The organism is Pseudoalteromonas sp. AOP31-A2-14, assembly GCF_052378035.1.
In the GTDB taxonomy this organism is placed as follows: Bacteria; Pseudomonadota; Gammaproteobacteria; order Enterobacterales; family Alteromonadaceae; genus Pseudoalteromonas.
The window spans coordinates 1320327-1333181 of record NZ_JBQSXI010000001.1 but is presented as its reverse complement, the minus strand read 5'-3'; the positions used below and the strand labels follow the sequence as shown (position 1 = coordinate 1333181).

Sequence of the window (12855 nt, the reverse complement as noted above, 5' to 3'; positions counted from 1 at the left end):
TATCTCAGAGAAGGCAAAGTACTAGATTTTTTATTTATAAACTTGTTGCATATCAAATGATCAACACCTAACAATTGCTCATCACTTGTTCGACATGAATGCATCACTATTTTATAAATATCGTCCTGTACCCAGCGTTATTTAATGGTAGAATTTGCCCAACACAGACAGAAAAACATAACCACTTAAGGCCACTGTATGAAAGTTATTTCATTTAACATAAATGGGCTGCGCGCTCGCCTTCACCAATTACAAGCTATTATTGATAAGCACAAGCCAGATGTTATCGGTTTACAAGAGATAAAAGTACATGATGAGGCTTTCCCTCTAGAAGATGTGCAAAAAATGGGTTATCACGTTTATTTTCATGGCCAAAAAGCGCATTACGGCGTAGCAATACTCTGTAAAAGTGAGCCTAAGTCGGTTTTTAAGGGCTTTGTCAGCGATACCGAAGAATCACAAAAACGGATGATCAGCGTTACTATCCCACAACAAAGCGGTCGTGATTTAACCATTATGAATGGTTACTTTCCGCAAGGGGATAATATTGCTCATGAAACTAAATTTCCTTACAAACGTCAATTTTATCAAGACTTAATGACGCATTTAAACACTAATTATGAACCTTGTGATGACGTTATTGTTATGGGCGACATAAATATATCCCCCTCAGATTTAGATATTGGTATCGGTGAACCAAATCGCAAGCGCTGGTTAAAAACCGGTAAGTGTTCATTTCAGCCTGAAGAGCGTCAATGGCTAGCAAACTTACTCGATTGGGGCTTTAAAGACACATTTCGTGAGCTTCATCCTAAAACAACTGAGCAATATTCATGGTTTGACTACCGCTCAAAAGGTTTTGTTGATAACCGAGGCTTACGTATCGATGTCGTATTAGCAACCGAAGAACTTGCTAAGCGCTGTATTGATGCAGGCATTGATTATGAATTACGTGGCATTGAGAAGCCCTCTGATCATGCACCCATTTGGTCTACTTTTAACTAGTTTATGAGCGATCTAGCAGCACAGCCATTAATATCGATGCCAATACAGTTAATGTTGTGGTTTAGCATTGCTGTGGTGTTGTATTTAAGCTTTAGTAAAGTACAGTATCAGGGGCTTATTACAACCCCTGAACGCCAAACAGGTTTACTTGCATGCGCCTTAGTATTTACAATTTTATGGCGTATCAAGGCTGGGATTTTACCTGGCCTCGATCTACATATTCTGGGAATTACTGCGGTTACTTTAACCTTGGGTTGGCGCTTTGCTTTAGTGAGCGCAACGCTTGCAGGCTTGTTGCTCACGGCTTTTTCACAAATATCAGTCAACTCGCTGCCCGCTTCACTTTTACTTGGGGCTTATTTACCTATTCTGCTTAGCTATGGGATATTTGTGCTCTGCTATCATTTTTTACCTCGGCATTTTTTCATTTATATTTTTGTTTGTGCTTTTTTATGTGCGGCCTTAATAGCGTGTTTTAAAATTGTACTTATATCCGCTTTTTATTATTTAACAGGTAACTACACTGGCTTTGAGCTAACTGAAAATTATCTTTATTTATGCGCCATTATTTGGTTTCCAGAAGCCATGCTAAACGGTATGGCTATTACCGTATTGATTACCTATCGCCCTCATTGGGTAAAAACTTTTTATGACAAGGACTACCTAGACTCATGAGTCTGAATTATCAATGCCCGTTGTGCCAACAAACGCTTAACTTAACAAACAACAGCTTAAAGTGTAGCAATAACCATAGCTTTGATTTTGCGAAAGAAAATTATGTTAACTTATTACCAGTACAGCAAAAAAACTCTAAACAACCCGGTGACAACCTTGATATGGTGCAGGCTCGCCGCGCTTTTTTAAGCACCGGACACTATCAATTTTTGCAATCGGCAATAGCCAAAATTGTACAAAAACATACACCAAGAACCATTATCGATTTAGGTTGCGGTGAAGGTTTTTACACGCAAGAAATCGCAAAACTTAGTAATGCAAACGTCTATGGTGTTGATATTTCAAAGTCAGCAATAAAATACGCAGCAAAACGCTACCCACAATGCCATTTTAGTGTTGCTTCTATTAGCCAAGCCCCTTTTCAAAAAGGAATGGCTGATGCATTAGTAAGTATTTTCGCCCCACTATTTGAGAATGAGTTAGCGCGCTTAGCAAAAAGTGATGGTGTTTTAATCATAGCTAGCCCAGGGCCTTGGCATTTGAAAGAGTTAAAACAAAAAATTTACCGTGATGTCAAAGCCCATACGCCAATTGCAGCGCCTAATCGGTTTGAGCCGATAGAGCAGGATTTATTAGAGCGACAGGTGAGCTTAGGATTTGATGAACTTAAGAACCTTATTACCATGACTCCGTTCGCGTGGAAGTTTCGCCCTGAACATTGGCAAGCATTAAAAGAGCAAGGCGAGCAGCATGTCACCCTGTCCTTTTATATCAGCCAATTTAAACGCAGTACTTAATACAAAAGTTAAAGGTTTTCTTTGGTGAAAGCGCGGTCCATTTTATCAAACATATCTTTGAGTAAATGGGCAAGCTCTACATATTTAGGTTTGTTTTTAGCTGCTTTGCCTTGGTAACCATTAGCAATCATTTTGTTGTAAAGTTCTTTATACCAATGTTCCATAGCAGGATCTAACTTAGTTTCAGCGCGTTTACCAAGCCACAATAAACCTTGTAGAGGCAACGATAGAAAAAACAGCGCCATAGCAATTGCTTGCGGTAAAAAATCGCTACCTAAATAGTTTATTTGCATAAACAGCGTTAACATAGCCAAAATAGGCATGATAGTAATAGCCAATTCGGTTGCTTTTATTACCCTAAATTCAGCAAACAGCGGTGCTAATTCTTTACGCATTGGCCATTTTTTTGCATATTCACGACCAATTTGAACTTGTGATATCACACTTTTTTGCATCATAGCTCCTAATATGGCTGGGTTATTATGACCCGTTGATTATAACATATCTTATCTTGAGGATATTATACCTTCAAGTAACAATCACTTTAAATTTCACACGCCTTTTTACGTTCATACACTTTATTAAATCAAGTAATTTAATAACCATTAAGCAAAGGTAAGCTAAAACATATAGGGTAAACCACACGTTACTATCGCTTGGGCATTTGTCGGCTAAATGCCCGTAGTTCAGCAGGTATTAAAAGTAATACTTATTGCCTCGTGAAGATTCTTCAAGCCTATTACTCAGCTTTATCCTCTAACTAGGCGGAGCAAGATAATGCAAACTAGAAATATACTGAACCAAAAATGAACAATTTGAACTATGGTGATTTTCATCATTAAATTTAATAACTTATATTTTCAATACCCGATAACTCCCACACTTATCCACAGAAATTGTGGACAAAATAGTAAAGTAAAAATTATCGCTTTTTAATATTAATGCAATAATTCATAAATTCATCCGCAGACAAGGGTTTACAAAAGTAGAAGCCTTGAAAATAATCACACCCCATTGCTTTTAGCGCATTAACTTGTTCAATATTTTCAGTTCCTTCTGCCACTGTTACTAGATTCATATGACTTCCAATTGAAATTATTGAACGCACTAATTCAGCACTGCGTGCTTGTGATAAGTTATCAATAAATGACTTATCAATTTTTAGTACATCTAACGGTAAGTCCTGTAAGTAAGATAGTGACGAATACCCAGTGCCGAAATCATCAAGCGCAATACTAATACCTATATTTCTGAGCTTATTTAAATTACTGACAGCACGAGTAATATCGGTCAGTAAACCTGATTCGGTTAATTCAATTTCTATGTATTTCGATGCCAATTGGTACTGTTCAAGCGTGCGGCAAATAAAAGCTATAAAATCAGGATTATCAAACTGCATCGCCGCAATATTAATAGACACTTTATATACCGGTTTATCATCATTGATCCACTGCCTTATCTGCTTACACACTTCATTAGTAACCCATCGCCCCAAAGCGTGAATAAGACCACAGTCCTCAGCAATATCAATAAACTCACTAGGCAGAATATTACCCTTTTGCGGATGCTGCCATCTTATTAAAGCCTCTGAGCCAATTACTTCACCTTGCGCAGTTACTTTAGCTTGATAAGCAATACTTAACTGACCATCAGAGTTTAATGCTTGCGCTAAGTCAGCTGCTAGTTCTTTTTGAAAATCAATTTTGGCGAGTATGTCTGGATCAAACAGTGCGCATTGATTTCTGCCACTTTCTTTAGCGCGAAAAATAGCATGTTCAGCTGAACTTATTACATCAAAACGATTGTCTATTTGCGCCGGAAACAAGACAGCTCCCATACTACATTTTATTTTGATTTGCCTTTCACCAACAATGCACGGTTCGCTCAAAATAGCTTTAATGGCTTGCCAATGAACATTGAGCACTGATGATGTTTCGCCTTTTACATTAGACAACACCATCGCAAATTCGTCACCTGAATTACGAGCAATAAACTTATCTTTCGACGAATAATGGCCCAACCTGAGCCCTAGCTGCCTAATCACTTGATCCCCAACATCATCGCCATACTTTCGATTAATATCACCGAAGCAATCTAAGTCAATCAACATAAACATAGCGTTAGTGTTATTTTTTTTGCATTCAATATACTTTTCATTAATCACTTCAAGTAACCGAGCGCGATTCGGCAATTTAGACTCATAATCGAAATAAGCCATTCTTTCGAGGCGTTTTTGTAAGTTACTCCGACGGATCTCAGAACCCGCACGTGATGAAAATACTTTCATTGCGTTTAGCACATCACTGTTTGGCTTATAAGCATGATTATAAAGCAATGCAAGTACACCAACGGCGTTATTACTTTCATCAAGTAGCGGAGATCCTATGTAAGAGACTATGGATTCATCATTAAGCATTTTATCTTCAGGGAATAAGCTCGCAACGTTATCAGAGTAAATACATATTTCATTTGAGGCGACTATTTCACAGGGGGAGCCACATAAAGCATATGAAAAATTATTAATTATCTGGCCATCTTTTAACGCCACTAAAGTATCGATACAGCGTTGCTCTCGTTGCTTAATCGTACTAATTAAGATGTAATTTGCTTTAGAAAAATCATAAAGTATTTTTGCAATCTCTTCATAAAAGTGTCTACTGTCTATACCAGAAAGGCCTTCTGCAAGCTTTGTAATCGCTTGTTGAAGGTGTAAATTACTTTGCTTTTCATAGATAAGGGAAGCGCTTTTTTGCTTATAAGAAGAAAAAATAAATAATGTATAGAACACAGAAAATACAGTTAACGGTAACCCCCCGATGTAAAACAGTGCTAACTCTAACTGATCTATTTTATAGCCTACATAACTCACACTGCCTTGTGTGATTAAAAGCAGCACTAATGCACTCGCTACAACGCTTTGCTGTTGCTTATAAAACTTAATGGCAAATAGTAATAGACACCCCCAAGTAACAAAAGTAATACCATAGAAAAGCATTGAAATATTACTTTTAACACCACTGAGTAACGCCACATTATCGTTAAAAATACTTTTATAATTTACTAATTTTATCGATTCATCGTAACGAATTGAATAAGAAGTGAAGCTACTTACAGCCAATAAGGTTGCCACTATCACTATTAATAAAATGGTAAGTGAATTGCTGTATTTAAACTCACACCAACGACTAAAAGTAAAAAATATAATTGGAATTGCTAGCAAGACTAAACCACTATGGATATCGCTGTAAGTCATTGCTTCAGCTAAATTAATTGCAGTATGTAACTTCCAACTGATTAAATGAAAGAAAAATATAACAATATTTAATACAACTAAGCTAAACAGATAAACTTGTCGTTGATGCACACCTGATAAAAAAATCAGTACTGCACACATAAGATTCAAGGTCATAACTGTTGTATAGTAAACTTCCAATAGAGTCCCCAATAATTAGTAAGTAATGCCGTTTATGCAATGTACTTTTATTTCTTAGTCTTGATTAATGAAATTGGCTGGGTAAAACTTTCACTTAACAAAGATTACCTATAGTATTAGTTAGATTAAGCTTTATCATCAACGCAAAGCTTATTTTTTATACTATGAAACAACGAGCTATTAAGTAGGTGCTTATGGCAAAGCCAACATTACAACTGAGCGCAACAACCTTTGCGCACCATAGCTTAGTTGCTAGTTCAGAAATACCCAAGTCGATGTTTACACAAAAAAATATTTCTACTGATAAAACAACTGATGAACTTTCAACTATTAGCACCGAAACGCTTGAATCTGTCGAATCATTAAGCTTTTCGCTTGCTGGGGTTATGTCCAATATAGCTAGAGTATTAGCTCAATTAAGCATAACTATTTTTATCTTACCTACTTATGAGAGAGGCTATAGCTTAATCAAAAAAAATGCCATAACTAAAGCTACAAAAATACTTAACAATGAATGCTGCCATTTACTTGATTATTCAATTTGGTATCTTAGGTTTCGGTATTATGGTTAAATTGAATAAGCATAAAATCCTAGTGCCGTTTGACGGTAAACTCGTCCAAGTAAAAAATGCTAGTACCGAGTTTATTTTACAAGCCAATAATGGCTTAAAAGTACTTTTTAACCTCTATGTTAAGCAAAGTCTCGCGCTCCCGGAACACACTTACTTAGCGCAAATTAATACCAGCAAAATAACGCACGGCCAACAACTAGCCTATTTTGATCTTCGACAATTTAAACGGCCGTTACTGGCAAGCCTCACTATTTTAAATGCCCTAAAAAGCAACAATGTTTTTATTCACTAAATTATGTTGATGCGGGTGAAGATATTTTATTAACGTTAACCAAGAAGTAAATTTATGATTACTCTATACGGCATTAGCAATTGCGACACCATAAAAAAAGCCAAGAAGTACTTAACTGGTAAGAACCTTGCTTTTAACTTTCATGATTATCGAAAAGATGGCATTACCTCAAAACTACTTTTAGATTTTGCAGAGCATATTGATTGGCAAGAGCTTATTAATAAACGCGGCACCACTTATCGCAAGCTTTGTGATGAGCAAAAGAAAAACTTAGATAAAGATAGTGCATTAGCACTATTAACTGAGCAACCTGCGATGATAAAACGTCCTGTGCTAGTTTATAATAATAGCTATCATTTAGGCTTTAAAGCAGACCAATACGATGAGATTTTTGCCTTATGAAAGACCCTGTTATTGAACTTGCTCAAGCATTAATTCAACGTCGCTCAATAACGCCAGAAGACGCAGGTTGCCAAGAATTGATAAATCAACGACTTGCAAAAAAAGGCTTTAATATAGAATCACTTTTTTTTACCGACACCCTTAACACTTGGGCCCGTAAAGGTGATAGTTCGCCGCATTTTTGTTTTGCAGGCCACACCGATGTGGTGCCTACCGGCCCAGAGGCCAACTGGCAGCATCCGCCATTTTCGGGTCTTATTAAAGATGGCATGTTACATGGACGCGGCGCCGCAGATATGAAAGGCTCATTAGCCGCCATGTTAATCGCAGCAGAGCGCTTTGTGGACAAAAATCCAGATCATAAAGGCTCTATTTCATTTTTGATCACTTCAGATGAAGAAGGCCCTTTTATAAATGGTACCACGCGGGTAATTGATACACTTGAAGCACGCGACGAAAAAATTGATATGTGCTTAGTAGGCGAACCTTCTTCACGTGATGTGCTCGCCGATGTAGTTAAAAATGGTCGCCGCGGTTCATTAACCGGCTTTTTAAAAGTTAACGGTATACAAGGCCACGTTGCTTATCCGCATTTAGCTAAAAACCCGATTCATTCAGCCACGCCAGCACTGACCGAGCTTAGCCAAACAAGTTGGGATAATGGCAATGACTTTTTCCCCGCCACCAGCTTTCAAATATCAAATATCAATGGCGGAACTGGTGCAAGTAATGTGATACCTGGTGAACTTGAAGTACAGTTTAATTTTCGCTTTAGTACCGAAGTTACCCATGCACAGTTGCAAAAAAGAGTGAACGACATTCTAGCTAAGTATGATTTTGACTATAGTCTTGATTGGATAGTCAATGGCCAGCCATTTATTACCGAAGGTGGTCCACTTATTGATGCCACGGTTGAAGCGATCAAAGCCGTAACAGGACGCGATACCGCGCTTGAAACCACCGGAGGGACTTCAGACGGCCGATTTATAGCGCAAACAGGTGCAAAAGTAATTGAGCTTGGCCCGCGCAACGATACTATTCATAAAGTTAATGAATGCGTAAGTTGTGATGATCTAGTTGCCCTTGCTGAAATTTATGAACTAATTTTAGAGCGCCTTTTAACGTGAATGTAACGCCCTTAACATTAAAACAATTAGTAGCATGTGCTTGCGGGAAAAGCGAGCGACTGCTCGCCCCGTACCAAGGTCATAAGTTACATAAAGATATTATTAGTGATTTTAACTTGCTACAAAATGCCGCCCGCGAAGCCGGATTTCATATCGCGATCGCATCAAGCTTTAGGGGTTTTAATCGCCAATCACTTATTTGGAATAACAAGTTTAATGCTAAGCGTGCAGTGCTTGATAAGCAGAATAAAGCCGTTGATTTAGCAGCTTTAAGCGACATTGAAAAATGTCACGCGATCATGCTGTACTCCGCTCTGCCTGGCGCGAGTCGTCATCATTTTGGTACTGACTTAGATATCTTCGACGCGGGCGCCGTGCCTGATGATTATAAGCTAAAGCTAGAAGCTGACGAATACCAAAAAAGCGGCCCTTTTGCACCGCTAACTAAATGGCTTGATGATAACCTTACTCAGTTTGGTTTTTATCGCCCTTACCAACATGACCTCGGTGGGGTTGCCCCAGAGCCTTGGCATATCAGCCATATTACAGAGTCGGAAAAGCTCGCAAAGCTATTAACTATAGAGGCATTAAAGTGTGCTATTTCTGACAGTGAACTGTGCGGTAAAGAGAGTATTTTAGAACATTTACCGGCGCTTTATCAGCGTTATGTCGTAAACCTTAGCCCCGCATAATCAACGTTTTTTCGGTTGCTTAGCGAGTAAAAAAACCAACACCGCGCCAAGAATAACCACACTGGCAATAACAAAGCGTATGGTTAATTGCTCGCCTAAAAACAAAACGCCAGCAAGTGCAGCAAGTACCGGTACACACAGCTGTACTATCGCTGCTTGACTACTTTTTAAAAGTGGTAATGCAATATACCAAATACTATAACCAACTCCAGATGCTAGCGCCCCAGAGGCACATGCTAATAATATACCTTGCCAATTAAGCTGTTCAATGCTGCTAAAACCAATAATTAGTAATAAAGGTAAGATCAACAAACTTCTAAAAAAGTTAAAAGATGTGGTTCTAAGTGGTGAGTCACAAACTTTCCCCCGGATACTATATACTCCCCATGCGACACCGCTTACAGACATTAATATAGCCGGAATAAATGATGGCACAGCAGCCGACGGTAGCATTAAATAAATAAACCCTAACAAAGCAATAATAAACGCAGTCCATTGTAGTGTAGATAAACGTTCTTTATTAACAATCCCCCAGCCAATCATGGTTAGCTGAACAGCGCAGAACAAGATCAGTGCGCCCGTTCCTGTATCTAACTCCACATAAGCAATTGAAAAACACAAAGCATATACCACTAAGCTGATACTACTAAACCAACTTCCCCTATCAATTTGTGAATGCGCTACTGCAACCGGTACTTTTTTAGCTCTAACCAATAAAATAACAGCAAGACAAACAGCTGCGCTGAGTAACCTTATGGCAGTAAAATTCCACGCATCAATATAGCCTTGCGCTAATGCCATCCGACATAACAATGAATTTGCAGCAAATGCAACCAAAGCGAGCGTTGTATATAAAAAAGCTTTCAATATATAACCTTATTCAAGATTGTTAGTATTACTTAACTGCCGGCCCTAGCTTCGAGCCGCCGCTTACCTTTCAGTAAAAACCAATGTTTTTTTTCAGCCAATAGCCTCACAAGCAAGGTTGATACAACGGTGAAAAGTCACCGGCTATTTTAAAGAATTATGCAACTACCATCTACATCATATCAATACAAAAAGTCGTTATGCATTTATTTCACTAAACTTATCATGGTAAAGGCTTTTTTAACCATTACAACCTACTCTTTTGAACGTTATTAAGTGCTCTGTAAACTTTTATCATGCTCCCCACTTGACTAGTTAACAATATTGTTACATCACTTTATCAAAGCCACATATTTACACGACTCATTAGTTGTAGTGATATTAGCCTAATGAGTTAGTCGGATAGACTACTAATTAGCCAATAACTCCCATCATGTTGCTACGTTTTTTTACAATCTTTATCAGCGTGCATTAATCAGGCTATGCTATTATTTAAAAATAAACTATAAGGAGTTTTAAGTGCGAAAGCGTGTTGTTTTTGGGTTTTGTTTACTATTATTAAGTAACTTAAGCGGTTGCAGCACCGTAGGCTTTAGCGATTTATTTACTAATTATGCCAGCCAGCTTACCCCTGTCCGCCAAGCTATTACGAATAATCAGCTAAATACGGCAAAGCAATCTTTACCGACGAATAGTGAATCACACAGTAACTATTTACTCAATCAGCTTGAGCATGCGCGAGTTAACGACCTTAATGGCGATAAAAATGCACAAAGTCAATTTGAGTCGGTTTATCAACAGATGCAGGTTAAGCGTCAGAAAGCAAAGGTACAACTTGGTAGCAGTCTAGAGCAAAGCAATGCGCTACTCACGAATGACTCTGTCATTGCTTATACGCCTGCACCTTACGAAATGAGTATGCTACACAGCTACAAAGCATTGAACTATGTTTATCAAAACGATATAGAAGGAGCTTTGGTTGAGGTACGTCGTGCAAATAAAGTGCAAACTGACGCTCTTAATGAAAACCAAGGAACTATTGATGACGCGTTAAAAGCCGCCCAACAGCAATACCCAGATATGGGCGCATTAATGAAAGACGTTAAAAATGGCTTTCAAAATGCATTCACATTTTACCTTTCTGGCTTATTGTATGAAAGCAGTAAACAGTATGATGACGCCTATATAGACTATAAGAAAGCTCTTGAAATCAATCCAGAAAACAGTTATCTGCAACAAACAATTTTACGTTTAGCCAAACGCCAAGGCTTTGACGATGATTATGCACAATTTGAAAAGCGTTTTGGTAAGTTAAAAAATACGGTAAATGGTCAAGGAGAGGTTATCGTATTAGTTGAGCAAGGCTTAGTGCCAAAAAAAGAAGAATTTACCCTTCGCTTACCTATATTTACATCCAAAGGCGATGCCCGTTTTTACAGCGTAGCCTTACCTGTTTATAAAAATACCCCGTACGCTGAAAAGTTTGACAAAATAGAGCTAGCCGAACAAGCACTGCCGTTAAAACCGCTAGTACACATAGAGGCACTAGCAGCAAAAACTTTAGAAGAACAAACCCCTGCACGCGTATCGCGTCAAGTATTGCGCTTAGTAGCTAAAGAAAAAGTACGCGCTGAACTGGCTCGAAGCGGTGGTGATGTGGGGAATATTTTAGCCAACCTTTATAACCTTGCCTCAGAGCAAGCTGATACTCGTAGTTGGCTCACGCTACCAAATCAAATAAGCGTTGCTCGTAGCTTTGTAAGCGAAGGGGCGCACTCATTAACACTCGATGCCAAGCATAGCGTCGATTTTACGGTTAGTAAGCAAGGGTTAACCTTAATTTACCTAACCTCTATTAACAACTACTTTAACTCTCATGTAGTTCAGCTTTAGGAGCCGCTATGAAATACTTAGTGCCAATAATATCCGTTATAGTTTTATCCGCATGTGCAGGAAGACCAACAACTTCAGGTGTCGCGGTTGAACAAAATAGCAGTCAATATAATCAACAACTACGTGTTGATAACCCCAAATTAGGTGAGCGCTTAGCAATTACTGATGTTAAGACTCGTCAAAGAAATCAACTCACTGATGTTGTCGTGACCCTTGCAAGCGAATACAAAAAGTCACAATACTTACAGTACCAATTTACTTGGTATGACAGCGAAGGCTTTGTGATAAAAGGAAATCACTCACCGTGGCAAGCAATTACTCTATTCGGCTTTGCTAAAACCCAATTACCAGGTCTTGCTCCCACCTCAGAGGCAGTCACTTTTTCACTGGCGGTAAGAGAAGTATCGACAGAAGCACAAGAGTTTGAAGATTAAAGAACTAATTTAAGGAATCGCTATGAACACTATGATAAATAAAACATTAACAGTAAAAAAACTTACAAGCTACGCACTCGTCGGCTTAAGTGCACTCGCGTTAAGCGGTTGTGCTAATAAAGCCGTAGTGAGTTATGGCGATGCGCAAGCAGTTGAAACCACCGATATAAATTTTGGCTCTACCGACCTACAAAAAGTAGCCAGTCAAATGACAGACTCGTTACTTTCTTCTCCTGTGGTTGGCACTATGACAGCCAATTCTCGCCCTGTAGTATTTGTAGAGCGCATTAAGAATAAAACCAGTGAGCATATTGATACTGAATCAATTACTGATTCAATTTCAACTCAGTTATTACGCAGCGGTAAATTTCGTTTTGTTGATATGAGCCGAGTGGAAGCCGTTCGTGAACAACTTAACTTTCAAAACACTGATGCACTCGTAGATCCCTCAACAGCTGTTGCATTCGGTAATCAAATCGGCGCGCAGTATATGCTGTATGGGAACCTATCAAGCATTGTCAAATCCAATACAGATAAAGCCGATGTTTATTATAAATTTACCATGCGTTTAATGGATTTAAAAAGCGGCTTAGTTGAGTGGGCTGACGAAACTGAAATTCGCAAAACCCGTGAAAAATCAACCTTTGGTTGGTAATCAGCTAGGGA

Annotated in this window: 14 protein-coding genes; 11 read left to right on the top strand and 3 right to left on the bottom strand. The window is 38.5% G+C overall.

Annotation, left to right across the window (positions count from 1 at the left end; translation table 11 throughout):
* Positions 1–198: 198 nt before the first annotated feature.
* From xthA to rlmA, 3 genes are read left to right on the top strand one after another with little or no spacing between them, the layout of a single operon-like run.
* Positions 199–1005 (top strand): exodeoxyribonuclease III, encoded by an 807-nt coding sequence (gene xthA / locus ACT3S9_RS06235; RefSeq protein ID WP_441993394.1) that lies wholly within the window; start codon positions 199–201, stop codon positions 1003–1005.
* Positions 1006–1008: 3 nt separating this feature from the next.
* A complete protein-coding gene (locus tag ACT3S9_RS06230; RefSeq protein WP_444750824.1) occupies positions 1009–1680 on the top strand; it encodes an energy-coupling factor ABC transporter permease in 672 nt (223 codons plus the stop codon).
* A complete protein-coding gene (rlmA, locus tag ACT3S9_RS06225) occupies positions 1677–2477 on the top strand; it encodes a 23S rRNA (guanine(745)-N(1))-methyltransferase (protein ID WP_444750823.1) in 801 nt (266 codons plus the stop codon). The genes ACT3S9_RS06230 and rlmA overlap by 4 nt, the downstream gene beginning before the upstream one ends.
* 8 nt (positions 2478–2485) lie before the next feature.
* Here the strand turns inward: rlmA and yfbV are convergent, their stop codons facing one another.
* Entirely contained in the window at positions 2486–2932 is a 447-nt protein-coding gene (gene yfbV, locus ACT3S9_RS06220) for a terminus macrodomain insulation protein YfbV (RefSeq protein ID WP_444750822.1), read from the bottom strand.
* 467 nt (positions 2933–3399) lie between these two features.
* Positions 3400–5886, bottom strand: coding sequence for a putative bifunctional diguanylate cyclase/phosphodiesterase (locus ACT3S9_RS06215; RefSeq protein ID WP_444750821.1), 2487 nt, complete (start codon positions 5884–5886; stop codon positions 3400–3402).
* A gap of 218 nt (positions 5887–6104) precedes the next feature.
* Between ACT3S9_RS06215 and ACT3S9_RS06210 the strand changes: the two genes are divergently transcribed.
* From ACT3S9_RS06210 to ACT3S9_RS06190, 5 genes are read left to right on the top strand one after another with little or no spacing between them, the layout of a single operon-like run.
* On the top strand, positions 6105–6482 hold the full coding sequence (locus tag ACT3S9_RS06210) for an ACT domain-containing protein (RefSeq protein ID WP_444750820.1): 378 nt from the start codon (positions 6105–6107) through the stop codon (positions 6480–6482).
* Positions 6475–6774 carry a hypothetical protein gene (locus tag ACT3S9_RS06205; RefSeq protein ID WP_444750819.1) on the top strand — a complete coding sequence of 100 codons (300 nt, stop codon included), beginning with the start codon at positions 6475–6477 and terminating at the stop codon, positions 6772–6774. The genes ACT3S9_RS06210 and ACT3S9_RS06205 overlap by 8 nt, the downstream gene beginning before the upstream one ends.
* A 54-nt stretch (positions 6775–6828) precedes the next feature.
* Positions 6829–7176, top strand: coding sequence for an ArsC family reductase (locus tag ACT3S9_RS06200; protein WP_444750818.1), 348 nt, complete (start codon positions 6829–6831; stop codon positions 7174–7176).
* The gene (gene dapE / locus ACT3S9_RS06195; protein WP_444750817.1) at positions 7173–8303 is read left to right on the top strand and encodes a succinyl-diaminopimelate desuccinylase; all 1131 of its coding nucleotides are present in this window, start codon (positions 7173–7175) and stop codon (positions 8301–8303) included. The genes ACT3S9_RS06200 and dapE overlap by 4 nt, the downstream gene beginning before the upstream one ends.
* Positions 8300–8995: a M15 family metallopeptidase gene (locus ACT3S9_RS06190; RefSeq protein WP_441993272.1), complete on the top strand. Its 696-nt coding sequence runs from the start codon at positions 8300–8302 to the stop codon at positions 8993–8995. Before dapE ends, ACT3S9_RS06190 begins: the two co-directional genes overlap by 4 nt.
* On the opposite strand, the gene ACT3S9_RS06185 is transcribed toward ACT3S9_RS06190, so the two are convergent.
* Positions 8996–9862, bottom strand: coding sequence for a DMT family transporter (locus tag ACT3S9_RS06185; protein WP_444750816.1), 867 nt, complete (start codon positions 9860–9862; stop codon positions 8996–8998). It lies immediately after the preceding gene.
* Between the two features lie 519 nt (positions 9863–10381).
* On the opposite strand from ACT3S9_RS06185, the gene ACT3S9_RS06180 reads away from it, so the two are divergent.
* Genes ACT3S9_RS06180 through lpoB form a run of 3 tightly spaced genes read left to right on the top strand, consistent with a single transcriptional unit; the run spans position 10382 to position 12844 of the window.
* The gene (locus ACT3S9_RS06180) at positions 10382–11755 is read left to right on the top strand and encodes a COG3014 family protein (protein ID WP_444750815.1); all 1374 of its coding nucleotides are present in this window, start codon (positions 10382–10384) and stop codon (positions 11753–11755) included.
* A gap of 8 nt (positions 11756–11763) precedes the next feature.
* A complete protein-coding gene (locus tag ACT3S9_RS06175) occupies positions 11764–12189 on the top strand; it encodes a YcfL family protein (protein WP_444750814.1) in 426 nt (141 codons plus the stop codon).
* A gap of 31 nt (positions 12190–12220) precedes the next feature.
* Complete coding sequence (lpoB, locus tag ACT3S9_RS06170; RefSeq protein WP_441993280.1) at positions 12221–12844, top strand: penicillin-binding protein activator LpoB; 624 nt, start codon at positions 12221–12223, stop codon at positions 12842–12844.
* Positions 12845–12855: the final 11 nt, after the last annotated feature.